The sequence below is a fragment of the Priestia sp. 40 genome, from assembly GCF_049368575.1.
GTDB lineage: Bacteria > Bacillota > Bacilli > Bacillales > Bacillaceae_H > Priestia > Priestia zanthoxyli.
Genome location: NZ_JBMPZA010000017.1, coordinates 134,630 through 159,957 on the forward strand (window position 1 = coordinate 134,630; position 25,328 = coordinate 159,957).

Sequence of the window (25,328 nt, forward strand, 5' to 3'; positions counted from 1 at the left end):
CAGAAACCTACGCCTTTTTTAGAATACCATGTTTTATGCAGAAACACTGATTTTTTACGATGATTTTACTCTTTTTTCTAATTCAGCAATCTTGCTGTCTACCGTTTGTCTATAGTAATTTGTATTAATTTGATTTTCAAGCTGGTCAATATATGTTTCCATTTCGTCAAACTGGCTGTAGGACGTATAAGATGCTTCTGTTTTCATTACTGAATTCATACGATGGTGCGCACGAGCAATATTTTCGCGCCCCATTAGTTCCATACGGCGAATATGCATATCTTTTACCTTATGCTTCATTTCTTCATACTTTTGTTCAAGCTCTTCTAACTGCTTGGATGCATCTTCATAAGATTCTTTTACACGCTTTGCTCTCTCTTCGTAGTGAGCATGCTCTTTTAAAATAAATTCATGTAATTCCGCTTCTTCAGCCGCTTGTGCCACTTGTGCTTGCTCATGACGTTTTTTCATCATGTCAAGGGCCAGATGGTATTCGCGATTAAACTGTTCTTTTAACGTGTGCTGTCGCTCAACAAGCTGCCTTACCTTTTCGGTCTCCTGCTCGCATTGACGCAAATAGTGATTTAACGCAGCAATTGGATTTTTTTGTTCTTTGTGATCTAGTAATTGATGAAGGTCTGCAGAAATCGTTTCTTTCATTCGAGTAAATAAGTTTCTCATTTTGTTCATCTCCTTAGATAATAAAGTGAAATTTTATTATTTTTGATTTAAGTCAGCCCACTGACGTTCAAAGTGCTTAAACGGATCTTCTTTTTCCGTTTTTATAGGGCTGCTGCTGTTCCACTTTTTATATACAATGTAAAGTACTACTGCTGCGATGATACCAGCAAGGGCCGGAAGGTTTGAAACGGTTGTTAAGAGTACGACAACACCAATAAACCCCCAGAGCCATTTTTTAAAGGGGGTCTCTGCTTTAACAAACCCTTTAAATGCTACGTACAAAATAACCAAGCCAAGTGCAAGTCCTACCATAGGACCAGCATTTGCAAGAAGAACGATAGCAGCTACCGCTCCAATCAAAAACAAACCAACTTTTTTCATTTTGTTTCCTCCTTTCGCTTATCTATATACTTAGTTTAAGGATTATGACGTTTTTTCAAAACGAGCTAGAGCTTTATTTTCTCCTAAGACCTGAGGCTGACAACAAGCTCAGTCTGATTGTACAAAAAAAATGACAGCTTATGATAAGCTGTCATTTTGACATAAAAAAAGCTCTTCCGTTATACGAAGAGCTGGGTTGGATTAAAATATAGTGTATAACAACAAGTGTCGATTGCTTTTCAATAACGTTCTGTAAGCCATGTTTTGTACCATTGTACTGCAAGCGGCTAGCTACCTCGTACTCCGGTGGCAATTATCTATCTACAAAATGTAACCATTTTGTCCTTCCTTCCGTTCAGTTCCTTCCAGAAAGTTCCCCTACCATTATTTGGGTTTCTCGCTCGAGGGGTTTACCTCGTTCCACTCTTACCATTTCTGATAAGACTTCGTCACTGTGGCACTTTCAGAGTAGTCAAACCATATCTTAAAAAGACTTAGGCTTTTTCCCCGCCGTTAGCTTTTAACAGCTACCCTAGCTTATGACTTCGCTAGGCACGAACACTACAGACATCGCAGTCTGTGCGAGCATGGACTTTCCTCTACATCCTCATATGTGATGCAGCAATTACCCGAACGTTATTGATAACGACTTTCCTTAGTATAATAAAAATAGGAGTTGAATGCAACTCCTATTTTTAGGTTATTCGTATAATTTACTTCCAAACACATGTTTTTCTAAGTTCGACAAACGTTTTAAAATATCAAAGTTTGTCGTACCCGCTTGCTGCTGCTGTTGAGCCGGAGGCGGGGTAAACGAAGGTTGTTGCGGCTTTTTAGATAACTCTTCTACTTGCTTTTTTAAGCGTAAATTTTCAGTTTGTAATGCTTCAATTTCTTCATGAAATGCTTCATAATCTTTAATCACAGAATCTAGATACTTATCTACTTCTTCTTGATTATAGCCTCTCATGCCTGTTTTAAATTCTTTTTCTAAAATTTCTTTGGCCGTTAAACGGATTTTATCAGCTAACATCTCTATCACCTCGAATACGATAAACCTTATCTTTATTATAATTCATTTTTTCAAAAATAGCTTCAAATGTCAATTTATCTTTTAAAATGTTTCGCCAAGTGACGTCAAAAAGACGAAAATTTTTCTTCATCCACGATATCCTGTAAGTCGTGAGACGTCACCATTATAATAGGGTATTCTTCTCGTTCAGCTCGTTTTTTAGCCGTTTCTAACATATATTTAGGACTTCCTTCGTGCTCTTCGTCGTAAACTAAACAAATACCTTCACTTTTTTCTACTAAAAATTGATTTTTCAACCGAAACTGTGCTGGACTTTCATATTTCTTTTTTGTAATGCTATCTACATAATCTGCTTGACTTAAGACAAATTCATACAATTCTTTATTGACTTCATTCCATTTTTCTTCTTGCTCCAAAAATGGGGTTAAAATAGCTAACTGAAGCTCGGGATAATCGAGCTGCAGATCAAATACCACTTCTGCTGCCCAAATTTCTACTCCTAGCTGGCCACTAATCAATACCCATTCTAATCCATCCTCTACTAATTCCTGTAATTTTTTATGGAGCGCTTTTTTTATGTATGTAATGCCTTGATGTTTTTCATTAAAAATTCCAAGTTCGAATGGCTTATAACCAGTAACCGTTAGCACCTTCATTATATAACTCCTTTGTAACAAAATAGAATAGGAACTGATGTAATCAGCTCCTATTAACGTACATTATCTAAAATACCCTGAATTAGGTCCTTGATGCGCGCCTTTTGTATGACAGCTTCCTTGGCCGCAACCTTTGTGTCCCGGATAACTAGCACCTGCTACTTGACCTGGGTAGCCTGCTCCTGCCACTTGACCTGGATAGCCTCCCATTTGACCTGGATAACCAGCACCTGCTACTTGGCCTGGATAGCCTCCCATTTGACCTGGATAACCAGCACCTGCTACTTGACCCGGGTAGCCTCCCATTTGACCTGGATAGCCTGCTCCTCCTACTTGAGTTGGATATTGCTGCGCGCCGCCAAAAAACTGTTGGTTTGAAGTTTCATTTACAACAGATTGCGTTTGCGGGAAGTAATGCACGTGCTTCACGTTTGTATGGTTCACCAATGTATTATGACTTGGATGAATGTGAGGTACAACTACCTCCTGAGAAGTAAACTGCGTGCAGCATTTTGTTGGATGCACAATTGGTGGCATACATTTTGTTGGTCTTGGATACATATCCTTTTTCCCCTTTCACTGTTTAGTTATTACACTATTACAATATGTGAAGGGCAGTGTACATGTACTAAGACAAACACCTATTTTTGACCTACATAAAGGAGTTATACGAATTTTTCAAACTGCTTAAGACAATTACTGTTAAACAAATTAATGCGAAAAATGATACTAAAATCACATTTTTCATGAGGCCTCTCTCCATCTCACCAAAGTTCTGTTTTTAAGCTGTAAGAATACGTCTTACATTGACTAATTTTATCAATGACTGAAAAATAGAACAATATAAAACCTCCACAAAAACAAAAGAATAATAATTCTGAATTTTTTAAAATAAATCAGCTGAAGTCTATGCTTTAGCTGATTTATTTTTTAGTCTAAGAAGTCTTTTTTCAAGCGCTTCCTTCGACGTTTTTTTAGTCATTCCTCTGAGTTGATTCCACTTCTCCGAGGCTAGCTCAGTATATAGAAGTGCTTGATGAACATCTTTGAGACGATGCTCATAAATTTTAGCTAGCTCAACCAATGCTTCTATAGCGACGTCACCTTCACATGTTTGAACCAAGGGTTCAAACATGTCCACTGCCTCTTTCCAACTCTTCTCTTTTTTATAATGATAAGCCATCGCTAGCTGAGCTTTTTCATGCTCTTCTTTTTCTTTTTCCGCTACGCCCTGATAAAGAGAGAAAGCGTGCTTGTTCTCCCCTAATTGCTCATACCACCTTGCTACTTCGTATGTTTCTTTTTCTGTAAACTCCTCACTAGTAAGGAGATGCTTTGATAAATGAATGTATAAGGTAATAAGCGATAAAATATCATGTTCATTATGTTTCATAATGTCGAATAAGCCTCTTGGATTTTTCGTTTCAATAAAATCAAAATAAATCATGGGAGCTAAAAAACCTGGAATATCATCAACTCGTTCAATTCCAAGTATTTCTTTTTCGACATTCGCAAGCTTAACCGAATTCATTTTGTGTTTCCACAGCCTTCTTGACGCATGCAGTAAATCAAAGTGACCGAACTTAGGCAGCTTGGGCAAATGATCTCTCAATAGCGTATGGCGAGTCTTCACGTGAGGCCAATCGAAAGATTTCCCATTATAAGTCACAAGCGTCGTATAGTCTACTTCTTTTAAAAAACTTTCGTAAAATGCTACTTCTCCACTTGGCTCCGTTAATATATGCTGACGAAAAACGACAGAATCTTTTAGCACCCTTGCATACCCTAGCAAAAAGATAGTCGTTCCCGTACCTGTACTAAGCCCTGTCGTTTCCGTATCAAAGAAAAATAAATCTGAATAAGTGTGGCCTTTTGATGAAAGCGGATGAGCAACTGTAGACCGATTCCATACTTCCACTACTTTTTTCAGCTCATTAAATTCATAATGTCCATGCTTGTAGTCGAGCGGGTAAACCACTTCTCTAATCATACAGTAGCTGTCTTCGGCAAAGTAAGGCACAGCGTGATTTCCCTCCCATTCCTGCTCATAGGGAATAGACTCGCTTTTAGGTGGCTGCGGGTTACTTTCAACCGGCGGCTTTGCTTCTGTAACATGAAGATGCTTTTTCATACGGTTTAATTTATTTTTAAAAGACAAGAGTTCACCTACTTTGCAGTTGTTGTAGCAGCACGAGCGCATCGCCTTTTGCGTGTTCTCCCTGTGCTTCCATACCGATACAAGAGGGACAGCCGCTTTCGCAAGAACAATTTACAATTAATTGATTGGCTTGATTTAGCACATCATTCATTTGTTCGTATACTTTATCACTTAGCCCAATGCCTCCCGGGTATCGATCATATAAGAAGATAGTCGGCTGTTCGTTGTGCACCGCTTTTATCTGAGGAACTACATGTAAATCAGACGGATCGCACATCACCATAAGCGGTGCAATTGACTGAAGGGCATTTGCCACAGAAATGAGCGCTTGTTCCAATCGTTCTTCAGATTCGTAAAACTGTTCTTTTTCAAAGCTTAGCCACACGGCATTTGTATGAAGCTCTTCTTCCGGAAGTGAAATGGGACCTGACCCTATGTTTTCATGCGTCTCAAACTTTATTTTTTTAAATATCGTAGCCATGGCGCTGACCATTACATCGCCATAACCGATTGAATATGTTCCTTCCAGTCGCTCTTTATCAGCTTCTAGAACCTTTAAGTTAACCGCTAAGTTTGCATCGGTGAAATAGTCTACATCGACTTCACGAACATACGCTTTTTTCTCATCCCAGTCCAAGTATTCTACTTGATACTGAATGCCTTGATGCAAGTAAATCGCCTCATCATGAAGAAGCGTCATGGCACTAAAGCGATCCATTTCTCCAATTACTTTCACATTTGCAACGTCCGATTGATCAATGATGACAACATTTTCTTGGGATGCGGAGCGCAGACTGATATTATGAGCTGGGAACGAATCATTCATCCAGTACCATTTGTCTCCGCTAAAATGAATCACTCGCTCTTCTTGCAAAAACTCCAGCACGTCTTCAATTTCTACCCCATCAAATGTTTCTCCCTGCTTAAACGGTAGCTCATAGGACGCACATTTTAAATGATCGACTAAAATAACAAGATTATCAGGATTAATTCGAGCTGTTTCTGGATTTCTGCTAAAAAAGTAATCCGGATGCTGAATCATATACTGATCAAGCGGACTTGAACTTGCGACCATCACAATGACGGCTTCTCCATGACGTCTCCCTGCTCGTCCTGCTTGCTGCCAAGCACTTGCAACCGTGCCTGGATAACCTGTCATCACACACACCTGCAGCTGCCCGATATCCACTCCTAGCTCTAAAGCATTCGTACTGACTACCCCGTAAATACTGCCCTCTCGAAGTCCTCTTTCTATTTCGCGTCGCTGCTTCGGCAAATATCCTCCGCGGTACCCTTGAATAGACTTATTTTGAAGCTGGTTTTTTACGAGCTCCTGCAGATACGTTAAAATAATTTCCACTCGTACTCGGCTTCGTGCAAATACAATCGTTTGAATTTTATTTTTCAAAAACTCTCCTGCAATATTTCGCACTTCAAGCGTAGCACTTCTTCTAATGTTTAACGGTTTATTCACAATAGGCGGGTTATAAAAAATAAAATGCTTGCGACCGCTAGGCGCTCCGTTGTTATCTACTAACATAACATGAGCTCCCGTTAAATGTTCAGCAAGTTCTTTTGGGTTAGCGATGGTCGCTGATGTACAAATAAAGATAGGATTGCTTCCATAGTAGCGGCAAATTCGCTTTAACCGGCGTATAACGTTGGCTACGTGGCTTCCAAAAACACCGCGGTACGTATGAAGTTCATCAATCACAATGTACTTCAGGTTTTCAAACAGTGATACCCATTTAGTATGATGAGGTAAAATAGCTGAATGAAGCATGTCTGGATTCGTAATAACAATATGACCTGCTTTTCTCACCTTTTGACGGATATTTGCCGGAGTATCTCCATCATACGTGTAGCTATTGATTGGTACTTCCATTTCTTCAATGATTTCATTTAATTCACTTTTTTGATCTTGGGCAAGCGCTTTTGTTGGAAACAAATAAAGAGCTCTAGCCTGATCATTCTCCACAATACTCTGGAGTACCGGCAAGTTGTAGCACAATGTTTTCCCCGATGCTGTCGGCGTCACAGCCACAACATTCTTCTTAGCTGTCGCCAAATCAAACGCTGTTTTTTGATGCGTATAAAGCGAACCAATTCCTCGGTTCTCAAGTGCTTGCCGCAGTTTCGTATGCAAAGAAGCTGGAAATGGCGCAGTTTTAGCTTCTTTCTCTTCGATTGTATGCCAATGAACGATATTTTGCTGATACGATGGATTGGTTTGTAAGATATCCATTACTTCTTGTAAGTTTTTTCGTATTCTCATTTTCATCACCTGCTTCTATTTTAACGAATGAACGTTCGATAGAAAACCATAAGTTTTTGTATGTTTTTGGTGGATTCGGACATGGTATTAATACAGTAAATTTTTCAAGGAGATGTTAAAAATGGGAAGCCCTTATCTTTGCCCTAGCTGCAAAACAAACCGAACGCGCTTTAATATCATTGAACAAAATGCTAAACCTGTAAAAATGGATCCAAGAAGCGGAGACGTTGTAGAAGAATACACAAACGATACGCTCGATGCCTTTCACGCTGCTTATAATGGACCGCAAAAACGCATTCAGTGCGGAGCTTGCGGATTAGTAGAAGATGAAACCATGTTTGTACGGCATGCTGAATCGAATAAACTTCAATAAAAAAGGTGAGGCTCTTTGGCCTCACCTTTAATCATATAACTCTTAATGCTTTTTCTCGATGGAAAAGCAGACATTTTCATCTAAAAAATTCATGTCTTTTCTTATACAAACATGCTAAAATACCTAAAAAAGATATGGAGATGATGGTCATGTCATTTCTTCTTTCGCTTTTACCTTTCTCCTTTTTGAAGAAATTTCGTTTTCCTTCAGGAAGAGAAGTTAATGAAGGTAAAATGTTCGATAAAACGAATGCAGAAATGCTTCAACAGAGAGTCAAGCTAGTTTCACTTGCTCTTGTAGTTTCCTACCCTATTTATATTTATATAGGATTTTCTTTACTTCAACATGCGGGGACATCTCAGTTTAGACATACACTAATTGGTATTCATTTCACTAGTTTTACTCTCTCTTCTCTTTATTTATTTTTCTATTATGTTAGTAAGAGAAAAGAGCGGTTTGCTAACTACTTAAGCACCATTGTATATGGCTATATATTTTATTACGTATTTGCTGCAGCACTTTCTACTATTAACAGTCAGCTTTTCACAGGTCGCGTAGACGTATATATGATGCTTTTGATTTCCACAGCTGTTTTATGTCCTATGAAATTAAAACAGCTGTGCATTATTTTTATTCCTAACCATCTTTTTTTATTATACGGCTTGTCACGATATGTACCGGATTCTTTTTCTCTTATTTCAAAGCAGATCAATACAACGGCAGCAGTTGCTATCGCTTTACTTATTTCATACATTCTTTATACATACCGTCACAAAGAATATATGAATCATTTACAGCTAAAAGAAAGCGAACGTAATTTTTTTACGCTGTTCAAAATTAATCCCTATCCTTTACTATTAACGAGATTATCCGACCACAAAGTGCTGCTCATTAACAATAAAGCTGTTCATTTTTACAATCTTGCTTCTCAAGATCTTGACCAAATAGATGGATTTATAATCTACCCTACCGATGAAGATCGAAAGGAGATTTTAAAACGTCTTCAACAAGAGAAATATGTAAAAAACTACATCCTAGAAGCACGTGAACATGGAGATTCTAAGTGGGTTATGATCAATTATGAATTACTAGAGTATCAAAGCGAAAGCTGCATACTCGCCGGTATTACCGATATAACCGATTTAAAAGCGGTTGAGCATGAATTGAGCTTGCACGCTTCAACTGATATGCTAACCGGAATTTTAAATCGAAGAAGCGGAATGGAAAAACTGCAGCTGGAACTGCTGAGAGCTAAAACCAATCATACATCTTTTCTATTATGTTTTATCGATATTAATTCTTTAAAACTAGTAAATGATCAATACGGTCATAGAGAAGGCGACTGGCTTATTAAAACAATAGCAGAATCAATTGGTGGCTATATTAGCAAGAATGATACGCTCTTTCGCTACGGAGGTGACGAGTTTTTATTAATTGCTCCTGAACAAACGGAAGAATACGTACACGAGCTGTGGCAAAATATTAATGAACAGCTAGAAGATAAAAAGAAAGAATTTAATAAGCCATATACACTGTCTGCGAGTTACGGGTTTATTATATGTGCGCCTTCAGACGACACCAACCTAGATACATTAATTCAAAAAGCAGATGCTGCTATGTATAAGCAAAAACATACGCGCGTTTCTTCCGCCTTTAAGTAAATCATCGAAGTCCTTGCGCCATCGCATCAAGTAGATTCGCTAAATAGAATGATCAAGGAATAAATCCGTGCATGAATTACGCGTGCACTTTCTTTCTTTGCAAAGAAAAACTATAATAGATGATGCAAGTATTTTACTGATATACGGAAAGGACGTACATATGTTTACAATTAAAGAATATACAGCTGAACAATTGCAGGATCCATTTGGTCTCCTTCTAGGTGAACGCTATGAATTTCATTTATACATTGAGGTAGAAGAAGAGGATGAACTATATACCGGCAGCGACCTTGCACTACGCGTAGTATATATTAAAGGCGAAGATAACACTTCTATTGCCCAAACTCATTTCTACGAAGTTTCAACAAATAAAGTATTAGACTTCGACCTTGAAGAAGAAGAAGCAGCAGCTGTCAAAGAGTTTTGTGGGAAACATTTACCTTCAGAGGAAGATACAAATAACGAGGAATAATTAAAAGAGGCTTGGACAAAAGTATTCTAGTTAAAGTTAAACAAGAACGATTAATCAAAATCACTGATTAACAGTTCTTGTTTTTTTCTGTCATGGTAAACATAGCTTTCATCTACTTCGTTTTTCCATTAGTTTTTTAACTACTTCTTTTGGTTCCCAGCATGTAAACTGATAAGAAGGACGGGTGTCATAGCCTAGTCTTTTGCATTGATACTTCATTCCCTTATCCAATTTAATGCTTTGAAAATGTTGACATGTGGCACAGCAATGAAATGAATTCATACCTTTCCTTCTCCCCTACTTTAATCTATTTTCTTAATCATACAAATAAAACGAATTTGCACAAAAAAAAGCTGCCTGTTGGCAGCTTTCATATGTAGCGTTGAATTATAATTTTACAACATTCTCCGCTTGAGGTCCACGTTGGCCTTCAACGATTTCAAATTCAACTTTTTGGCCTTCTTCTAATGTTTTGAAGCCTTCAGATTGGATAGCTGAAAAATGAACGAATACGTCATTTTCGCCTGGTACTTCGATAAAACCGAAGCCCTTTTCACTGTTAAACCATTTTACTGTACCTGTAGTAGCCATGTAAAAAAACCTCCAAAAATGTAAAAATTTTAATATGTTACTCTATATTTACATTTATACCGTAAATAAAAAATTCACATATTATAAAAGAGACCTACGCGAAGTAGATCTCCTTTATAACAAGTGAATTTTCACTAAATCTAATTCGAGTGTATGGTCAAACGTAGTATTCATTACATTTATTAAATTTGGTTGCGTTTACATTATACTATACCTATATGTAGAATGCAAATATTGGGCCATTCTTAGTCTTAGCATACGGCTCAGCCGTTTTGCAAAATATTATCTTCCTTACGTCAACATGTTATCAATATGGACGTCGACAATTTCTTTTCGCTTATTTTGCAGGGTCTCAAATAACAGCTTAGCTTCTTCTGAAGTTAACGCAAACGTTGTTGTTTCTTCATGGTTTTCTTCTTTTGTATGAAGCACAAATATGCTTTGTTGGATTCCACTCATACATATTCCTCCTTTTTCGATAGTATAGGCTTTTTTATATTTTTCATGTATGCTTCACACGTTTTTAACAAATTATAAGAAAGGTTAAAACTTATAAGGAGTGATACTATCATGAAGAAATCGTTTTTGTTTGTTGTAGGCTGCATGACGACCCTTTCTTTATTCGGCTGCAGCACAGCAGATCAAGGTAAAGATGGCGTCATTGACGATAATACAGTCCGCAACGTCACATATGAAAATGGAAACAATAAAACGAAAATGAATGATGTAAACGATACGCAAGACGTACAGCGTAATGAAAAAGAACAGTACAATCAGTCCGGCGGAATGAGAGTAGCCGATGTGGCAGCTGATCGTATCGTAGCGTTAAAAAACGTAAAAGATGCTAACGTAATCGTAACCGATCATACAGCTTACGTAGCAGCTGTATTAGACGATAACAAAGAAGGTAATCTCACAAAAGATATGGAGCATAAGATTGCACATGAAGTGAGAAAAGCTGACGGCAGTGTTCATCGAGTGTTTGTATCAACAAACCCTGACTTTGTAAACCGTATGAACGGATATGTAGACAAGCTTCAAACCGGCAAACCAGTCTCTGGACTGTTTGACGAGTTTTCAGAAGTGGTTCGCCGCGTATTCCCGAATTCACGCTAATATACATGAATGACAAAAGAGCATTTTACGAAATGCTCTTTTTATTTTATTTTTTGCATAAAATATTGCATAAAAATTGCTCTTATAAATTTCTGAATATTTTTATTTTACTTTATTTTGAAAACGTTTTCATTTCTGTAATATAAAGGTTTAGGGGATTTTAGACTTAGGTAATTTACGGTTTTGTGGGTTGATAGTAAGGGAAAAGTTTGTTAGTTTTAGAAACCATAAGATGTTTGCATGGCGAGCAGTGCTCGTTTCATGCATAAAAAATGCATAAAGGGGAGATTTGGTGGATATTGGTGTTTATATTTCACTGGGCATTTATTTTGTAGGAATGCTTGGAATAGGATGGTATGCCTACACAAAAACAACTCAAGACGTATCGGGTTACATGCTAGGCGGACGCGGACTAGGTCCGGCCGTTACTGCGCTTTCAGCTGGCGCTTCAGATATGAGTGGATGGATGTTAATGGGGCTTCCAGGATCCATGTATGTGACAGGCCTTTCAAGTTTATGGCTTGCAGTAGGTTTATCTATTGGTGCTTATTTAAATTATTTAATCCTCGCTCCGCGTCTTCGCACTTATACGGAAGTAGCGAACGACTCTATTACAATTCCAGACTTTTTTGAAAATCGTTTTGGCGACCACGCCAAGATTCTTCGAACAGTATCAGCGATTGTTATCTTTATTTTCTTCACTCTTTACACTTCAGCTGGTATGGTATCAGGCGGACGATTGTTCGAATCGGCATTTGGTGTGAATTATCAAATTGGCTTATTTGTAACAGCATCTGTTGTTATTGCCTACACTCTTTTCGGTGGATTTTTAGCTGTTAGTTTAACAGATTTTGTTCAAGGTGTTATTATGTTTCTTGCCTTAGTTTTAGTACCCATTGTAGCTTTCACCAATGTTGGAGGCGTTAACACAACAATGGATATTGTACAGAACATTAATCCAGCATACCTGGACATTTTTAAAGGTACAACCGTTTTAGGTATTATATCTTTCTTGGCCTGGGGACTTGGCTATTTCGGACAGCCTCATATTATCGTTCGCTTTATGGCTATCTCTTCTGTTAAAGAGTTAAAACCCGCACGTCGTATTGGAATGAGCTGGATGATTATTTCTATTATTGGTGCTATGCTGACAGGACTTGTTGGAATTGCATATGTAGAAAAAACGGGTATGAAACTAGCAGATCCTGAAACTATTTTTATTAAATTTGCAGATATACTTTTTAACCCGTTAATTACTGGATTTTTATATGCAGCTCTACTAGCGGCAATTATGAGTACGATTTCTTCTCAGCTGCTTGTAACGGCAAGCTCTGTTACAGAAGATTTTTATAAAACATTTTTCCGACGCAAAGCCTCTGACAAAGAGCTTGTAACAGTCGGAAGAGCTGCCGTTTTAGGTGTTGCAATTATTGGTATTTTACTTTCTTTAAAACCTAGTGATACGATTTTAGGACTTGTCGGATATGCTTGGGCTGGATTTGGTTCTGCATTTGGTCCTGCTATTTTACTAAGTCTATACTGGAAGCGTATGACTCGATGGGGAGCACTTGCAGGAATGATTGTAGGTGCTGTCACGGTATTAATTTGGGTAAATACTCCGTTGAAGGATACTCTTTACGAAATGATTCCAGGGTTCTTTTTAAGTTTATTAGCTGTCATTATTGTAAGTTTCCTAACAAAGAAACCATCAAGCGATGTTCAACAGCAATTTGTTGAAATGAAAGAAATTTTAATAAAAGAATCGAAGTAAACAAAAAGAGGATGGACAAACATATTTCAATTGAAGGAAGCTCCGGACGATTCATCGTTCGGAGCTTTTGGTTGTGATAGTGAACGTAGATTGAATTGATTTAGTTATATCTCAATCTCTTTTTGTTTTTAATCTCTCTTCCTTATCATATATATATTAAAGATTAATAAAGGAGGTTTTTGTATGCAACATTCTTATTTCCCTTATGAACCTACACAACAAATGCGCGTAGATACACAAAATAGAGAAATTAAAGTAATTGGTGAAGGAAGTGCTTCAGCCATTCCAAATGAAATTTCCATGACGATTGGAACGCGCACTGAAAACCGAGACGTTCAAGAAGCCTTAAAAGAAAATTCAGCTGTTTCAAATACTCTGCTGCAAGAGATAAAAAAACTTGGAATCAATGACCAACAAATTGAAACAGCTTCATTCACCATAAATCCTAAATATGATTACAGCGATGGAAAATCGACTCTTACAGGATACGAAGTACAGCATTTGTTTAGAGTAAGAGTACAGGATGTAAAACAAGCTGGCGATGTTTATAACGCTACGTTTTCAAGCGGAGCCAACGTAGCGCAAGATCTTCAATTCCACGTTACAAATGATGATAAATATGAACAAGAAGCGATAAGTAAAGCTTTGCTTAACGCTAAAGAAAAGGCCTTTACCATTGCCAACACGCTGCAGCTCCCTATTAACCAAACTCCCATTTTAATCGAAGAAGGCCCCGTCTATCAGTCATCTGGATCCTCGCCTAAGTTATTAGCAGCCTCTCCCCCTATTCAAGCTCAGTCCTTGACTGTATCTGCTTCTGTAAAAGTTACGTACACGTATTAATACTTATGGTAAACTATAGATTATTATAATGAAGAAACTAATCTAAAGGAGCTCTTTGCACAATGACTTCTGAACATTTACTAGCAGCTTATCAAACCCTATGGTTGAACCGTTCGTTCGCTTCTAAACAATCCATGACAAGTGAAGATCAGCTTCGCGAAGCCATTCTGAAAGATTTAAGAGATGAAATGACTCATCCGCGCGTCCGGCAAACACCGTATGTGAAATATCATCTTGGCATAAAAAGAATTCTAAACAGCAGTCTTTCCTCTGATGAAAAAGTTGCGCTTGCGTCCCTATACACAAACCTTTTAGATAGCTGTATATAACAAGAAAAAGGACTTCCTTGATGGAAGTCCTTTTTTTATTTAATTAACGCTTTTTCTTCTAAGCTTTGAAAAACAGCGTTAAAGTCTTGCTTCAAATCCTCGAATTCCTCTAACCCTACTGAAAGGCGAAGAAGTGAATCAGTAATTCCTTTTTCTTCCCGTACTTCTTTTGGGATACTTGCATGAGACATTGTTGCAGGATGCGTTAGAATGGATTCAACTGCACCTAGACTTACGCCAATTGAAGCCAATTTGACTCCTTGCAAAATATGTCGTGCTACTTTTTCATCCTGTACTTGGAAGGAAATCATAGCTCCGTATCCATTTGCTTGTTCTGAAATCAGTTTGTGGTCTGGATGACTTTTTAAGCCCGGGTAGTATACACGGCTCACTAGTGATTGTTCTTCAAGCCACTTGGCAAACTGCAGTGCTGTTTTTAACTGCTGATCTAAACGAACTTTTAATGTCTTAATTCCTCGAAGCAGTAAAAAACAATCCTGTGGCCCCAAGATAGCACCAAAAGCATTTTGTACAAACTTGACTTCTTCTGCTAGCTTTTCATCGCTTACTACAACTAAACCGCCAATGACGTCACTGTGGCCGCTGATATATTTTGTAGCACTATGAATCACAATATTTACACCAAGGTCAATCGGCTGCTGTAGATAAGGTGTTAAAAACGTGTTATCCACAATTGTAAGAAGATTGCGCTCCTTCGCCAAACTTGCTACTGCTTTAATATCGGTTACCTGTAAAAATGGATTTGAAGGGCTTTCGATATAAATAGCCTTCGTATCTTTTGTAATAGCTTCTTCTACTTTCTCAACCTTCGTTGTATCAACAAAAGTTGTTTTGATACCAAACTTTGAAAATAATCGTGTTAATACACGATATGTTCCGCCGTACGTATCGTGTGAAACTAAAATTTCATCCCCTGATTCAAAAATAGATAACACCGATGAGATAGCAGCCATACCTGATGAAAAAGCAAAACCAGCGTACCCATTTTCTAGCTGAGCAATGGTATTTTCTAAAGCCTCACGAGTTGGATTTCCTGAACGAGAATAGTCATAACGGCCGTTGTTCGTCTCATCTTCTTGGTTAAATGTAGATACCTGATAAATAGGTACGTTAACCGCTCCAAAATGACCGTCAATTCCTGTATTTGCATGAATTAAGTTCGTACCAAATCTATGTTTATTATTGTTGGTATGCATCAAATGCCTCCTTCAAATCTTTAATTAAATCATCTGCGTGCTCAATTCCAACTGATAATCGCAGTAAACAGTTTGTTACTCCGACACGATTTCTAATTTCTTCCGGAATATCAGCGTGTGTTTGACGAGCTGGGAATGTCATTAAACTTTCCACGCCTCCTAAGCTTTCTGCAAATGTAATAACTTTGACATTTTCTAAAAGTACTGACACGATGTCAGGGTGTGAGACAGCAAAAGAAATCATGCCTCCAAATCCAGTTGCTTGTTTCTTCATGATTTCATAGCCTGGATGTGTTTCAAGACCAGGGTAATACACTTTTTCCACGAGATCGTGAGCAGTAAGCCAATTTGCAATTTTCAGTGCGTTTTCGTTATGCTTTTCCATCCGAAGCGCTAGCGTCTTAACACCGCGTAATAACAACCAGCTATCCTGTGGACCTAAGATTGCCCCAGCTGCATTTTGATAAAAACGAATTTTCTCTCCTAAGCTACTACATCGAGCCACTACAAGACCAGCAACTACATCATTATGGCCCCCAATGTATTTACTTGCACTATGTATCACAATATCTGCTCCAAGCTCTAAAGGACGCTGATAGTAAGGGGACATGAAGGTATTGTCAACGATAGTAAGCAAATCATGCTGTTTAGCTAACGCAATTGCTTCTGGCAAATCAGTCACGTGCATCATTGGATTTGTAGGTGTTTCAATAAATAAAGCTTTCGTGTTGGGACGAAGCGCATCTTTTACTTGCTCGAGATGGGCTGTGTTGACGTACGAAACAGTAATTCCTTGCTCTGAAAAGATTTCATTTAGTACTCGGTACGTTCCTCCATATAAATCCTCTGATACAATTAAATGATCTCCGTTTTTAAATAGTGCTAAAACTGACATTACACCCGCCATTCCTGAAGCGAATGCTACTCCTACCTCTCCTTTTTCTAAAGCAGCAATTGCTTCTTCCAATGCTGTACGAGTAGGGTTTGCCGTACGTGCATAGTCAAATCCTGTACTTTGCCCTAAAGCAGGATGAGCAAATGTTGATGCTTGGTAAATGGGTGTTGTAATAGAACCTGTTGAAGGGTCACGACCTACTCCTGAACGAACTAATAAAGTTTCAATTTTCATCTATTTCTCTCCTTAACTCAAAATAAAAACACTCTTCACAGATGAAAGAGTGTTCGTTTATACACGATTTCTCTCATCTGTTAGAACAATACTGATGTTCCACAGGAATTAGCACCGTTCAAATGAATGTTTCATTTGATGGTTGCCGGGCATCGCAGGGCCAGTCCCTCCGCCACTCTTGATAAGAGTTCTATATAATTGTTGGTGGTTAACGTTTGTTGTTACTAACTTTAATAAAGATTTTCTTTATTGTCAACATAATTTTCTAAAAAATTTAAATCATCTTATTTGTTTATTCAATATACTTGTCCTGATAAGGACATAAAAAAAGAGACGACAGCGAGGTCTCTTTTTCTAAGGCAAGTGCACAGATTTTACGTGAGCTAACTTCCAATACATACTTTCTCCATTTGCCGTAATCAGTTCAACAATATTATTAGAAACTTCTTTAAGTACGCCAATCTTTTCTGATTGATCCCCTAAATCTAATACGACCAGTTGATTTTCATATTTTTTAAGCTGCTCTTCAAAATTTCTGACAAAAGGTGCAGAGGCAGGCCTTACTGGGAGCTCTTTGTCACTTAAAGAATAAGGGGTTAACTCATTACTGTAAGGGGTAAGCCATTTCAAATGATGCAGAGAAACAAAGACATTTTTATACACTGGAGAATAAAACACAAGATAATCATTCAGCACGCTTGTGATATAGCCGTGCAATGATTTCCCTCCTGTTACATAAATTTCAATAAACTTCCCTTTTGCCTGCTGTAAAATATTACGATAAGAAATCCGCTGACTTTCTTCTATTAAGTTCTCTTCTATTTCACGTAAAACCGTATAGTCTTCTTCCGATACTTCCCGCAAACGATGCATGTGTAAAAGAGGAATATACAAATAATCATGTCCATTATACAAAACCATAATATCTAATCCAAGATCAATAAGTCTGCCAACAAATGTCGTTTTACCTGAAATATCTAACTCTACAATTTTATTGATATAATTATTCATACTCATTCTGATTCTCCTCCTTTTTCTTATATGATAGAAAAGGTGCTTTATAAGCACCTTTTATGTTCCATTTCATCATGCTTTCCAACGATAATTTTTCGTTTTAATAACTTTCTCGGCCGGTGCTGAAGAGCGTGAACCCGTACGGCGTCCTCGAGAGCGATCGTCTGTGCGACCTCCTGTACGACGTCCTGTACGTCTTCCTGTACGGTCTCCTGTGCGGTCTCCTGTGCGGTCTCCTGTGCGACCTCCTGTACGTCTTCCTGTACGGTCTCCTGTACGGCCTCCTGTACGGCCTCCCGTACGGCCTCCTGTACGTTCTTCTGTAGATTCTGCAGCTTCAGTTTCTCCATTTTCTTCTGTTTGCTCGTTATTTTGATTGTTGTCGTTTTGCTTAAAAGCTCCTTTTGCTCCTACACAAATGGTTTTAACGTGTCTTGGCTGTAAGCGTAATACTTGATTGTTCTGAACAAGTGTAAATGTGCCGTTTCAACTTTGTACTAACACGCCCTCTACCGCTTCAGGTCCTCCATTATTGATTGATACCCATTTATGAGAAAGGTGTGCAAACAGATCGTTGAAACTCTTGGATTTCATATATTCTGGTTCTTGACTCACGGAGAGTTCATTTACAGATTGAGTAGTTTGATCTCCATTGTTGTTTTGATATTCACTTACACTCTTAACGTGGTCAGTGTTAATATAGATGATACCGTCATCCTCTGTGAGTAATACTATATAAGCAGATTCAAATGAACCTAAGACATCAAGAAGCTGACCTGCTTTTTTCTCAGGTCCACCTTGATTAACCTGCACATATTTAGTTTTCATTAATGATAAAGTTCCAGCAAAAGTTTTTCCTCGATATAATTCTAAGTCTGCACTAATTCCTGTAAACGTTTGTGCCGAATTTGACATAGTATCTTCAGTAATACTTTTTACATGCGCTAAGTGATAATATACAAGTGTATATTCTTGTTGATTATTATTTTGGTTGTTTTGGTTGTTTTGGTTGTTTTGGTTGTTTTGGTTGTTATTTTCACCATTATTGTTATTGTTGCTTTCTACTGCTAAGATTAAATAATCTGATTGCACGTCAACCAAATAACCCGTTTTAGATTCAGGTCCTCCACGATAAACGGTCACCACTCTTCCTTTTAGGGGTTTGAAGTGAGAAGAATAGCCTTTATCAGGCATTTGTATATTTCGACTGCGTTTTTGGCTTGATTTTTGGCTCGGATTTTGATTTTGCCCTTGTTCTTGGCCGTAGTAATAGTTACTCATTGTTTTTCCTCCTTATTAGTTATCCTTATTGGTCATTCATACTGTATATATACGTATCATGTACAGCTATTGATTTCCTGCATTTGCCTATTATTAACAAAATCCACTGTTGCCTATAAATTACCTATAAATCTATCTCTTTTTAAAGAGTCAAAAGGTTATTTTTAATATACGCTGTTCGTTCTTTTATAAAAGACAGCATAAATTCGGGTTCTTTATAAAATTGCTCCAAGTTATCTTTTACGTAAGGATCTTTTAATACATAAGGAGCAATATACTCATGCAGTTGATAAATGATTGGTTTCATGTATTCTATTGTAAATTGATTATTTAGAACATTGTTCATTTTTTGAATATATCGCTTTTTAATGCTGTTCACCGCCAGTAAGCGAGCTGTAAGCGTATTAAATCCTTGTGCGCGGACATAGTCTCCTTCCATTACTTTTCCATTTACATCTCTTCCCCAAGTTGCATCATAATCCCATGGAATCAGTTCAAAGCGCCCGCTTTCATGATTTAGATAGAAGGCATAGTTATGGACAAAACCGTCGTAATTCTGCATACAAATAATACCGACTAACCAAGATAAGTAGCGGTCGACGTTCAAGTACTTCTCAATATTCTGTTCGAATTCTGTATTTGTCCACGTATTAAGATTAAATATAAACTTTTCTAATTTTTCCTCATCCCCTTCTCTCACTGCTTTATTTTCATATCCAGATAACAAAGTTGTTTTCGGCCTTTTATCCAAATCGCTCATCAAAGAAAAATTAGCATCTCCGTCCACTGCATAAAATATGGATCCATCCGCTAAATTTCTTTTTTTCAAAAATAGTTCATCTACCGATTCGAGCTGAAGATATATTCCTTCATTTTTCCCATTAATTTTAAGAGTGACAAACTGAGAGTGAGGAGATAAAACGTCTAAAGAGGAGAAAAAATCGAGGGACAATTTGTTGCGCATAAGCGATGGATCTTTGTATTCGGCGTTTAGGTGTATTTCTTTGGCGCGCTGAAATATTTTTGGAGAATAAAATTCAATATAATATGACTTTTTCTTCATCTTTCGAATGTGGGAGCCTCTTAGCAGCAAATCAATATCGTAGCGTTTTTTGTTAAACTTCATCGTTGCCTGAACCGCTTCTTCTGACCAAATATCTTTTTGCATTTCCTTTAAATCTTTTACATTTACAAACAGAGCGTATTGAGGGATTTCTTTTTGATTCATGATTCGACCACCTTTCTTCAATTATTAAAGTATATGAAGGGTAAATTCTCCATGATACCCCGCAGCATCAACTATTTGCGCAAACTCCACTTTTGACTCATATCAAGGACAAGCATTAGCGCGTATTCTATTAATGCAAGACCTAGTCCAATTGTCAAGGAGGTTTTTGTATTGCATATTACACCTGAAAAAATTAAAGAAGCTGCTGAAGCCCTAGAATGTACAGAACTGAAATCTTTTATGTTTCAAGAGCCAACTGCTGGTCCACTAACAAGAAAGCGTCGCTCTTCTCGTAGCACTGGCCGCAGTAGCCGCCGTTCTACTCGCGGTACTCGTCGCTCTTCTCGCGGCACTCGCCGTTCTACTCGTCGCTCTCGTCGTTCTACTCGCCGTTCTCGCCGTTCTACTCGCCGCACTCGTCGTTCTACTCGCCGTTCTCGCCGTTCTACTCGCCGTTCTCGTCGTTCTACTCGCCGCACTCGTCGTTCTACTCGCCGTTCTCGTCGTTCTACTCGCCGCACTCGTCGTTCTACTCGCCGCACTCGTCGTTCTACTCGCCGCACTCGTCGTTCTCGCCGTTCTTAATTTCCCTAAACACTCATCTTTATTGAAAAAAAAACGCCGAAGAACCATGGGTGTCTTGGGCGTTTTTTTCCACTTATAGAAGAGGAACATTTGGAAATATACTAAGATGGAGCGTTATTCATTTTACATAGAAAAGGAGAGGTTTTATGAAAAAAAACAAACATCAAATTTCAACTTCATCAACAACAGATGTCGAAGAAGTCAAACGTTTAAATGCTCAGTCTGGATTAACTTACAACGAAGTATTTTCACTTCTTGGAGAAACCTATTTGAAAAATCAAAAGAAAAAACAATAAGCAAGGACTAGAAAACACCTTCTAGTCCTTATACTTTGAAAATCCCGGAAAATCCTTTTACTAAGGATGTTAATTGGTTCATGGCACCCATCATCTGTCCAGCAGTATTCATCATCTTGTTCATATCGTAATTGCCATCACTCGATTTAAACTGAGACATTAATGACTGAAATTGAGATGGCTGAGGCTTTTGCTGCTGACCTTTAGGGTATGGATTAAAAGGCGCACCTGCATTATTGTACATAGGCTGTTGGTACATTCCGTTCATATAAGGAATTTGCTGAGGGCCAAAAGGCATTTGCTGCTGAGCGTACGGATGTTGCGGCATATAAGCTTCCGTCCATGGCTGCTGATGATACTGTGGAAATGGATGTACCTGACTTAAATCAAAACGTTCTGGTTGATGTTGCTCATAATACGGATAGTGCTTACTTGTATACATGCAAAATCAATACCTCCTTTTTAATATTACATAATATATAGTATGTATGCAGAAATAAGAGGTGACGTTCGTCTACTTGTACTTTTGGAGAACACATTCAAAAATATGTAGGTTTCTGTCGAAAGTTTAAATTTTTCAAAAAAACGAGATTATTTAAATATATGGTACGATAAGAACAAGTGATACTACCTATACGTAGTGGCACAAATGGGGATTAGGAGGGAATTTACATGTATGTGAACGAACTTCAAGAAGCTTTTATTGCGGTGAAACAATATGAGCCGCAGTCAAGTAATGAATTACTCGATTTTGCTCAGCAGCAGTATTTAAAAGGTTTTTTAACTCCTATGAATTACAAAGCCGCTGTACGTGAACTCGAACAAATTGGAGCTACTAAGCCCGATTTTAGTGCACAAGATGATTAATTTTTTTACTACCACCGAGAAATCGGTGGTTTCTTTGTTTCCTATAAAGTGGACACATACTTCTTTTTTGACTTGTTTATACTATAAAAGCTTTACCATAGTATTCAATAAAGGAGGTCTATCTCATGAGTCGTGGAAAACATTTTGATCATAAAAAGCAGGGACAAAGTGCAGTAACTAAAACAAATAACGCCGTTGCTTCTAAACATACCGAAAAAGTTGATTATCATATCGATACAGTCGCTTCACAAGATCACCCAGCTGTTTCTATCCAATCTCAAAAAGATTTTGATTAACTTTTTGATTGATCATGATAAAAAGAGGCTGGAACATAACAAAATGAATCCAATCTAGAAACGAACAAATGGGATACATGAGCTGAACCGCTTATAACACCGCAGTTGATCTCTGTGCAAGGCTTCGCTTTCCGCGGGCGGCCGCTGAGCCTCCTCGTCGCTTGCGCTCCTGCGGGGTCTCATCTGTTCCGCTTTTCCCGCAGGAGTCTTCGCCTTGCCCTCCAATCAACTACTCGAAGGAACGAAACAGATGAAAGCTATGCTGATCATCAAAAAAACGAACTACGAATCAAAAAAAAATGATCGATAGTTCGTTTTTCACTTCGAGTAAAATACTTTTGTTACCATCTCATACATAGAAAATCCCCACCTTGTAGATCTTAACGGAAGGCCGGGATTAATTATTCAATATCGACTCGAGCACATACTTATTTGAGTGATACATCTTTTTAAATCGCTTTTCTCGCGTCTCGGGATAAAATGACTGTAGTACAACGTTTTGTAAATTTTCTTTTAACGTCTCTACTTGATTAACATGAATATATTTTGGTCGCTCTTTCTTCAGCCATTCCGTTACGAGACTAGCCCATTCATCAAGTTCTTTGAAGAAAATATCTCCATAAGGCTTTACTTCTTCAAAAAATTTCACTTCATAATTTTCTTCCTGTTGAATAGACGCTAATCGTTCTACAGCTACTTCATTATATTGAAACATGATCTCCGTACTTTTTTTCACATCTTCATTCATCGTTACTCGTCACCTCTATGATGACTATTGTAACATAAACAATCTTTATACTGTATGAAGAACCATTTCTCTTCGGGTTCTACTCCATTCTGTTTCGGAAGGCATGCTTTCGTACACAGCTACTTCAATTTCTTGCAGTGATTGGTCAATGCGATGAACTTGTTCCATATATGTTTCTTCACAATGTGTAAATGCTTCATTTATAGATGTAGACATCGTTTTATCCACTAGATCTACTTGCTCTAGTAAGCTATCTAATAAAGTCATCATTTCGCTTGTTTTAACCATACTTTGTTTCATCGCCATCCCTCCAAATTTTCCTTTGCATAACGTATTCTCTCTTTTCTTCATTGTCCCTTCACACATGACAAAACTAGTTTCTATTCGTCAAAGAAAGATGTTTTCGACATTTTCATTTATGGTGAATCGAAAGTGAGCATATTGAAAACACTAGTATAGACATTTCAGCTAAGCAGATACATGCCGCTGCTGAACGTTTATTACAACATGATAGGAGGTGCCTAGATATGGCCAACAAACAGCAAAAATCACAGCCTAAAAATAAGCCTGAAACAAAAACCTACGGTGATCCTAAAAAGTTAAACGGTCCTAACCAGCCTTCTACTTAAAAACAAAACGGTCACTTGTGACCGTTTTTATTTACATTAAATACTTGCGCTACTTTCATTAATATATACAGCTGCTTTTGCTTTTGGAGATACCACTTTGTAAAATGAACCTTCTTTGGAAAAGGTGGCTTTTTCATGAGCTTTCGTTCCTCTTTTTTCGTTAAAAACCACTTTTCTCTCTTCTTTTCATGATGTTTCATAGCCGGATATACCATTCGAAGAGCAGGTGTACGGCAACTGGTTTCATTCACATAATACTGCTCATAATCGTATCTCGAACCCGTATGCTTTGTTTTCAAAGAAAATTCATAAAACAAGGGATAATACTTTTCATGAAATAATAAAGCCGCTAATTTCTTTCCTAAATCAATCCGATTATTTACTTTTGTAAAATCATGAACAGAACAACCGTATAATTCCCCTTTTGTAGTAGGAAAAAGGACGGAACTAAAGTGGAATATATCTTGAAAAAAAAACAGCGTACTTTTAAACACTCTATCTTGATAAAAAGGCTGTTCAATAACGGGCTTTTGAATAACATGCTGCTCATTCACAATTAACGCATGGATAAGCTGCAGTTCACAAGGCCTCTGCATAAATTGTCTCCACTTCTCTTCGATAAAAGATGAAACGTTTAAATAGGGAAGTAAATGAACGTAAGAGACATTTTTTTTACGCGAAACAGCATACAATAGTAATTGCGGGAAGGCATCTTTAAAAATAAGCCAATTTGCTCTTTCATACGTCAAAAATAATAAATCGCGCGTTTGCTTTGATAACGCTTTTTTCATTGGTTCTCCTTGCAAATCACACATATTCCACCCTGCATTGCGTGATACCATACTTGCGAGAAATGCCCACTTTACTTCAGGATATCTATGATAAAAAGTTGCATAAGCCTGGGTTCTTGATATATTATCAATATTCAGCTTGTCTGTGGTTTTTTTAATCGCCGTCAACAGCGCTTGTTCCGAACTATTGAGTGACATCTCTTCATCTTCTTTCATCTATTTTTATTTGTAGGATTTGGTATAATAGAATTTGTTTGTTTAATAGATTTACACTAAAGGAGTGATGGTTATGATTCGCTATCCTAACGGAAAGGCCTATAAGCCATTGAATACCAGCAGTCCTTCCCCTAAAAAGCTAGAAGCTAGCTATAGCAATCGTGGTATGACGCTGGAGGACGATTTAAACGAAACAAACGAATACTATGTTTCAAAAGGAATAGCCATTGTTCACAAAAAACCAACCCCTGTTCAAATTGTAAAAGTAGACTATCCGAAGAGAAGTGCCGCTGTTATCAAAGAAGCTTATTTTAAACAGGCTTCTACTACAGACTATAATGGAGTCTATAAAGGAAAACACCTTGACTTTGAAGCAAAAGAAACGAGAAATAAAACCTCATTTCCACTGCGTAATTTTCATGAACATCAAATTGAACATATGAAGCAAATTGTGAAACAAAACGGGATTTGTTTCGTTATATTAATGTTCTCTACTTTACAAGAAATATACTTGTTCGAAGCACAGTTCCTTTTTCCTTATTGGGATGCCATGAAAAAAGATGGACGAAAATCAATCCCTAAGGCAGATATTGAAAAAAAAGGACATTTCATCGAACTTGGTTACCATCCGAGAATCGATTACATAAAAACTATAGATAAATTATACTTTTAAGAGTATGATATATATGTT

The 25,328-nt window shown here is 37.7% G+C and carries 32 protein-coding genes, 1 other RNA gene, 1 pseudogene and 1 riboswitch; of the genes and pseudogenes, 13 read left to right on the forward strand and 21 right to left on the reverse strand.

The window, feature by feature from the left end; all coding sequences use genetic code 11:
* Positions 1-54: 54 nt before the first annotated feature.
* The 8 genes from ACO1DI_RS20380 to ACO1DI_RS20415 all read right to left on the reverse strand — a co-directional run bounded on the left by ACO1DI_RS20380 (position 55) and on the right by ACO1DI_RS20415 (position 7,184).
* Positions 55-681: a PspA/IM30 family protein gene (locus ACO1DI_RS20380; RefSeq protein WP_013056142.1), complete on the reverse strand. Its 627-nt coding sequence runs from the start codon at positions 679-681 to the stop codon at positions 55-57.
* Between the two features lie 36 nt (positions 682-717).
* Positions 718-1,062, reverse strand: coding sequence for a hypothetical protein (locus ACO1DI_RS20385; RefSeq protein WP_014460940.1), 345 nt, complete (start codon positions 1,060-1,062; stop codon positions 718-720).
* Positions 1,063-1,310: 248 nt separating this feature from the next.
* Positions 1,311-1,699: RNase P RNA component class B (gene rnpB, locus ACO1DI_RS20390), an RNA gene on the reverse strand.
* A 63-nt stretch (positions 1,700-1,762) separates the two neighbouring features.
* Positions 1,763-2,095 carry a cell division regulator GpsB gene (gene gpsB / locus ACO1DI_RS20395; protein WP_013056140.1) on the reverse strand — a complete coding sequence of 111 codons (333 nt, stop codon included), beginning with the start codon at positions 2,093-2,095 and terminating at the stop codon, positions 1,763-1,765.
* A 104-nt stretch (positions 2,096-2,199) separates the two neighbouring features.
* Positions 2,200-2,751 carry a DUF1273 domain-containing protein gene (locus tag ACO1DI_RS20400; protein ID WP_243557177.1) on the reverse strand — a complete coding sequence of 184 codons (552 nt, stop codon included), beginning with the start codon at positions 2,749-2,751 and terminating at the stop codon, positions 2,200-2,202.
* Positions 2,752-2,814: 63 nt separating this feature from the next.
* The gene (locus tag ACO1DI_RS20405) at positions 2,815-3,312 is read right to left on the reverse strand and encodes a spore coat protein (protein WP_182421179.1); all 498 of its coding nucleotides are present in this window, start codon (positions 3,310-3,312) and stop codon (positions 2,815-2,817) included.
* A 346-nt stretch (positions 3,313-3,658) separates the two neighbouring features.
* Positions 3,659-4,909 carry a ribonuclease H-like domain-containing protein gene (locus ACO1DI_RS20410; protein WP_182421180.1) on the reverse strand — a complete coding sequence of 417 codons (1,251 nt, stop codon included), beginning with the start codon at positions 4,907-4,909 and terminating at the stop codon, positions 3,659-3,661.
* Between the two features lie 4 nt (positions 4,910-4,913).
* Positions 4,914-7,184, reverse strand: a complete 2,271-nt coding sequence (locus tag ACO1DI_RS20415; RefSeq protein ID WP_042992234.1) for a DEAD/DEAH box helicase — start codon at positions 7,182-7,184, stop codon at positions 4,914-4,916.
* Between the two features lie 121 nt (positions 7,185-7,305).
* On the opposite strand from ACO1DI_RS20415, the gene ACO1DI_RS20420 reads away from it, so the two are divergent.
* The 3 genes from ACO1DI_RS20420 to ACO1DI_RS20430 all read left to right on the forward strand — a co-directional run bounded on the left by ACO1DI_RS20420 (position 7,306) and on the right by ACO1DI_RS20430 (position 9,690).
* Entirely contained in the window at positions 7,306-7,557 is a 252-nt protein-coding gene (locus ACO1DI_RS20420) for a hypothetical protein (RefSeq protein ID WP_013056134.1), read from the forward strand.
* A gap of 185 nt (positions 7,558-7,742) precedes the next feature.
* Entirely contained in the window at positions 7,743-9,218 is a 1,476-nt protein-coding gene (locus ACO1DI_RS20425) for a diguanylate cyclase domain-containing protein (RefSeq protein ID WP_423145582.1), read from the forward strand.
* A gap of 97 nt (positions 9,219-9,315) precedes the next feature.
* Entirely contained in the window at positions 9,316-9,690 is a 375-nt protein-coding gene (locus ACO1DI_RS20430; protein ID WP_423145583.1) for a DUF6509 family protein, read from the forward strand.
* 387 nt (positions 9,691-10,077) lie between these two features.
* On the opposite strand, the gene ACO1DI_RS20435 is transcribed toward ACO1DI_RS20430, so the two are convergent.
* Entirely contained in the window at positions 10,078-10,281 is a 204-nt protein-coding gene (locus ACO1DI_RS20435; RefSeq protein WP_013056130.1) for a cold-shock protein, read from the reverse strand.
* A 291-nt stretch (positions 10,282-10,572) separates the two neighbouring features.
* A complete protein-coding gene (locus tag ACO1DI_RS20440) occupies positions 10,573-10,740 on the reverse strand; it encodes a hypothetical protein (protein ID WP_243557181.1) in 168 nt (55 codons plus the stop codon).
* Between the two features lie 111 nt (positions 10,741-10,851).
* Between ACO1DI_RS20440 and ACO1DI_RS20445 the strand changes: the two genes are divergently transcribed.
* The 4 genes from ACO1DI_RS20445 to ACO1DI_RS20460 all read left to right on the forward strand — a co-directional run bounded on the left by ACO1DI_RS20445 (position 10,852) and on the right by ACO1DI_RS20460 (position 14,340).
* A complete protein-coding gene (locus ACO1DI_RS20445; protein ID WP_014460948.1) occupies positions 10,852-11,397 on the forward strand; it encodes a YhcN/YlaJ family sporulation lipoprotein in 546 nt (181 codons plus the stop codon).
* A gap of 292 nt (positions 11,398-11,689) precedes the next feature.
* Positions 11,690-13,168: a sodium/proline symporter PutP gene (gene putP, locus ACO1DI_RS20450; protein ID WP_042992235.1), complete on the forward strand. Its 1,479-nt coding sequence runs from the start codon at positions 11,690-11,692 to the stop codon at positions 13,166-13,168.
* A 183-nt stretch (positions 13,169-13,351) separates the two neighbouring features.
* Positions 13,352-14,011: an SIMPL domain-containing protein gene (locus ACO1DI_RS20455; protein WP_014460950.1), complete on the forward strand. Its 660-nt coding sequence runs from the start codon at positions 13,352-13,354 to the stop codon at positions 14,009-14,011.
* Between the two features lie 62 nt (positions 14,012-14,073).
* Positions 14,074-14,340, forward strand: a complete 267-nt coding sequence (locus ACO1DI_RS20460) for a hypothetical protein (RefSeq protein ID WP_243557183.1) — start codon at positions 14,074-14,076, stop codon at positions 14,338-14,340.
* Positions 14,341-14,375: 35 nt separating this feature from the next.
* On the opposite strand, the gene ACO1DI_RS20465 is transcribed toward ACO1DI_RS20460, so the two are convergent.
* The 6 genes from ACO1DI_RS20465 to ACO1DI_RS20490 form a co-directional block, all read right to left on the reverse strand.
* A complete protein-coding gene (locus ACO1DI_RS20465) occupies positions 14,376-15,557 on the reverse strand; it encodes a trans-sulfuration enzyme family protein (protein ID WP_014460952.1) in 1,182 nt (393 codons plus the stop codon).
* Complete coding sequence (locus ACO1DI_RS20470; RefSeq protein ID WP_014460953.1) at positions 15,541-16,686, reverse strand: trans-sulfuration enzyme family protein; 1,146 nt, start codon at positions 16,684-16,686, stop codon at positions 15,541-15,543. The genes ACO1DI_RS20465 and ACO1DI_RS20470 overlap by 17 nt, the downstream gene beginning before the upstream one ends.
* 70 nt (positions 16,687-16,756) lie before the next feature.
* A riboswitch (SAM riboswitch) is annotated at positions 16,757-16,874 on the reverse strand.
* A 166-nt stretch (positions 16,875-17,040) separates the two neighbouring features.
* On the reverse strand, positions 17,041-17,703 hold the full coding sequence (locus ACO1DI_RS20475; RefSeq protein ID WP_243557186.1) for a DUF2642 domain-containing protein: 663 nt from the start codon (positions 17,701-17,703) through the stop codon (positions 17,041-17,043).
* 41 nt (positions 17,704-17,744) lie between these two features.
* Positions 17,745-18,050 carry a hypothetical protein gene (locus ACO1DI_RS20480; protein ID WP_423145584.1) on the reverse strand — a complete coding sequence of 102 codons (306 nt, stop codon included), beginning with the start codon at positions 18,048-18,050 and terminating at the stop codon, positions 17,745-17,747.
* 136 nt (positions 18,051-18,186) lie between these two features.
* Positions 18,187-18,894, reverse strand: a complete 708-nt coding sequence (locus ACO1DI_RS20485) for a hypothetical protein (protein ID WP_423145599.1) — start codon at positions 18,892-18,894, stop codon at positions 18,187-18,189.
* A gap of 229 nt (positions 18,895-19,123) precedes the next feature.
* Positions 19,124-20,212 (reverse strand): CotH kinase family protein, encoded by a 1,089-nt coding sequence (locus tag ACO1DI_RS20490; RefSeq protein WP_243557539.1) that lies wholly within the window; start codon positions 20,210-20,212, stop codon positions 19,124-19,126.
* Between the two features lie 168 nt (positions 20,213-20,380).
* Between ACO1DI_RS20490 and ACO1DI_RS20495 the strand changes: the two genes are divergently transcribed.
* Together ACO1DI_RS20495 and ACO1DI_RS20500 are read left to right on the forward strand one after the other, a co-directional pair.
* On the forward strand, positions 20,381-20,794 hold the full coding sequence (locus ACO1DI_RS20495; RefSeq protein ID WP_243557190.1) for a CotG/ExsB N-terminal domain-containing protein: 414 nt from the start codon (positions 20,381-20,383) through the stop codon (positions 20,792-20,794).
* 146 nt (positions 20,795-20,940) lie between these two features.
* Positions 20,941-21,090, forward strand: a complete 150-nt coding sequence (locus ACO1DI_RS20500) for a hypothetical protein (protein WP_014460958.1) — start codon at positions 20,941-20,943, stop codon at positions 21,088-21,090.
* Between the two features lie 28 nt (positions 21,091-21,118).
* Here the strand turns inward: ACO1DI_RS20500 and ACO1DI_RS20505 are convergent, their stop codons facing one another.
* Positions 21,119-21,532 carry a YppG family protein gene (locus ACO1DI_RS20505; protein ID WP_028414073.1) on the reverse strand — a complete coding sequence of 138 codons (414 nt, stop codon included), beginning with the start codon at positions 21,530-21,532 and terminating at the stop codon, positions 21,119-21,121.
* Between the two features lie 230 nt (positions 21,533-21,762).
* Here ACO1DI_RS20505 and ACO1DI_RS20510 point away from each other — a divergent pair, with 230 nt between their 5' ends.
* Together ACO1DI_RS20510 and ACO1DI_RS20515 are read left to right on the forward strand one after the other, a co-directional pair.
* Positions 21,763-21,957, forward strand: a complete 195-nt coding sequence (locus ACO1DI_RS20510; protein ID WP_013056115.1) for a YppF family protein — start codon at positions 21,763-21,765, stop codon at positions 21,955-21,957.
* A 125-nt stretch (positions 21,958-22,082) separates the two neighbouring features.
* A complete protein-coding gene (locus ACO1DI_RS20515; protein WP_013056114.1) occupies positions 22,083-22,253 on the forward strand; it encodes a hypothetical protein in 171 nt (56 codons plus the stop codon).
* Here the strand turns inward: ACO1DI_RS20515 and ACO1DI_RS20520 are convergent.
* The 3 genes and pseudogenes from ACO1DI_RS20520 to ACO1DI_RS20530 all read right to left on the reverse strand — a co-directional run bounded on the left by ACO1DI_RS20520 (position 22,225) and on the right by ACO1DI_RS20530 (position 23,301).
* Positions 22,225-22,482: pseudogene (locus tag ACO1DI_RS20520) on the reverse strand (hypothetical protein). The gene ACO1DI_RS20515 and the pseudogene ACO1DI_RS20520 sit on opposite strands and share 29 nt — an antisense overlap.
* Positions 22,483-22,650: 168 nt before the next feature.
* A complete protein-coding gene (locus tag ACO1DI_RS20525; protein WP_013056113.1) occupies positions 22,651-23,001 on the reverse strand; it encodes a YppE family protein in 351 nt (116 codons plus the stop codon).
* Between the two features lie 45 nt (positions 23,002-23,046).
* Positions 23,047-23,301, reverse strand: a complete 255-nt coding sequence (locus ACO1DI_RS20530; RefSeq protein WP_014460961.1) for a hypothetical protein — start codon at positions 23,299-23,301, stop codon at positions 23,047-23,049.
* Between the two features lie 227 nt (positions 23,302-23,528).
* Between ACO1DI_RS20530 and ACO1DI_RS20535 the strand changes: the two genes are divergently transcribed.
* Positions 23,529-23,630 (forward strand): hypothetical protein, encoded by a 102-nt coding sequence (locus ACO1DI_RS20535; protein ID WP_016763465.1) that lies wholly within the window; start codon positions 23,529-23,531, stop codon positions 23,628-23,630.
* An 11-nt stretch (positions 23,631-23,641) separates the two neighbouring features.
* On the opposite strand, the gene ACO1DI_RS20540 is transcribed toward ACO1DI_RS20535, so the two are convergent.
* Positions 23,642-24,637, reverse strand: coding sequence for a DUF2515 family protein (locus tag ACO1DI_RS20540; RefSeq protein WP_209368603.1), 996 nt, complete (start codon positions 24,635-24,637; stop codon positions 23,642-23,644).
* Between the two features lie 73 nt (positions 24,638-24,710).
* On the opposite strand from ACO1DI_RS20540, the gene recU reads away from it, so the two are divergent.
* On the forward strand, positions 24,711-25,310 hold the full coding sequence (gene recU, locus ACO1DI_RS20545) for a Holliday junction resolvase RecU (RefSeq protein ID WP_014460963.1): 600 nt from the start codon (positions 24,711-24,713) through the stop codon (positions 25,308-25,310).
* Positions 25,311-25,328 lie beyond the last annotated feature (18 nt).

Excerpts from the sequence above, each read along its gene's own strand:
- ACO1DI_RS20435 (WP_013056130.1), bottom strand. The coding sequence starts at position 10,281 with ATGGCTACTACAGGTACAGTAAAATGGTTTAACAGTGAAAAGGGCTTC.
- ACO1DI_RS20480 (WP_423145584.1), bottom strand. The coding sequence starts at position 18,050 with ATGGAGAAACTGAAGCTGCAGAATCTACAGAAGAACGTACAGGAGGCC.
- ACO1DI_RS20440 (WP_243557181.1), bottom strand. The coding sequence starts at position 10,740 with ATGAGTGGAATCCAACAAAGCATATTTGTGCTTCATACAAAAGAAGAA.
- ACO1DI_RS20475 (WP_243557186.1), bottom strand. The coding sequence starts at position 17,703 with ATGAGTATGAATAATTATATCAATAAAATTGTAGAGTTAGATATTTCA.
- ACO1DI_RS20505 (WP_028414073.1), bottom strand. The coding sequence starts at position 21,532 with ATGTATACAAGTAAGCACTATCCGTATTATGAGCAACATCAACCAGAA.
- ACO1DI_RS20515 (WP_013056114.1), top strand. The coding sequence starts at position 22,083 with ATGAGTCGTGGAAAACATTTTGATCATAAAAAGCAGGGACAAAGTGCA.
- ACO1DI_RS20445 (WP_014460948.1), top strand. The coding sequence starts at position 10,852 with ATGAAGAAATCGTTTTTGTTTGTTGTAGGCTGCATGACGACCCTTTCT.
- ACO1DI_RS20535 (WP_016763465.1), top strand. The coding sequence starts at position 23,529 with ATGGCCAACAAACAGCAAAAATCACAGCCTAAAAATAAGCCTGAAACA.
- ACO1DI_RS20415 (WP_042992234.1), bottom strand. The coding sequence starts at position 7,184 with ATGAGAATACGAAAAAACTTACAAGAAGTAATGGATATCTTACAAACC.
- ACO1DI_RS20540 (WP_209368603.1), bottom strand. The coding sequence starts at position 24,637 with ATGAAAGAAGATGAAGAGATGTCACTCAATAGTTCGGAACAAGCGCTG.
- ACO1DI_RS20510 (WP_013056115.1), top strand. The coding sequence starts at position 21,763 with ATGTATGTGAACGAACTTCAAGAAGCTTTTATTGCGGTGAAACAATAT.
- ACO1DI_RS20525 (WP_013056113.1), bottom strand. The coding sequence starts at position 23,001 with ATGAATGAAGATGTGAAAAAAAGTACGGAGATCATGTTTCAATATAAT.
- recU (WP_014460963.1), top strand. The coding sequence starts at position 24,711 with ATGATTCGCTATCCTAACGGAAAGGCCTATAAGCCATTGAATACCAGC.
- ACO1DI_RS20500 (WP_014460958.1), top strand. The coding sequence starts at position 20,941 with ATGAAAAAAAACAAACATCAAATTTCAACTTCATCAACAACAGATGTC.
- ACO1DI_RS20400 (WP_243557177.1), bottom strand. The coding sequence starts at position 2,751 with ATGAAGGTGCTAACGGTTACTGGTTATAAGCCATTCGAACTTGGAATT.
- ACO1DI_RS20380 (WP_013056142.1), bottom strand. The coding sequence starts at position 681 with ATGAGAAACTTATTTACTCGAATGAAAGAAACGATTTCTGCAGACCTT.
- gpsB (WP_013056140.1), bottom strand. The coding sequence starts at position 2,095 with ATGTTAGCTGATAAAATCCGTTTAACGGCCAAAGAAATTTTAGAAAAA.
- ACO1DI_RS20485 (WP_423145599.1), bottom strand. The coding sequence starts at position 18,894 with ATGCCTGATAAAGGCTATTCTTCTCACTTCAAACCCCTAAAAGGAAGA.
- ACO1DI_RS20470 (WP_014460953.1), bottom strand. The coding sequence starts at position 16,686 with ATGAAAATTGAAACTTTATTAGTTCGTTCAGGAGTAGGTCGTGACCCT.
- ACO1DI_RS20385 (WP_014460940.1), bottom strand. The coding sequence starts at position 1,062 with ATGAAAAAAGTTGGTTTGTTTTTGATTGGAGCGGTAGCTGCTATCGTT.
- ACO1DI_RS20530 (WP_014460961.1), bottom strand. The coding sequence starts at position 23,301 with ATGAAACAAAGTATGGTTAAAACAAGCGAAATGATGACTTTATTAGAT.
- ACO1DI_RS20460 (WP_243557183.1), top strand. The coding sequence starts at position 14,074 with ATGACTTCTGAACATTTACTAGCAGCTTATCAAACCCTATGGTTGAAC.
- ACO1DI_RS20405 (WP_182421179.1), bottom strand. The coding sequence starts at position 3,312 with ATGTATCCAAGACCAACAAAATGTATGCCACCAATTGTGCATCCAACA.
- ACO1DI_RS20465 (WP_014460952.1), bottom strand. The coding sequence starts at position 15,557 with ATGCATACCAACAATAATAAACATAGATTTGGTACGAACTTAATTCAT.
- ACO1DI_RS20420 (WP_013056134.1), top strand. The coding sequence starts at position 7,306 with ATGGGAAGCCCTTATCTTTGCCCTAGCTGCAAAACAAACCGAACGCGC.
- ACO1DI_RS20455 (WP_014460950.1), top strand. The coding sequence starts at position 13,352 with ATGCAACATTCTTATTTCCCTTATGAACCTACACAACAAATGCGCGTA.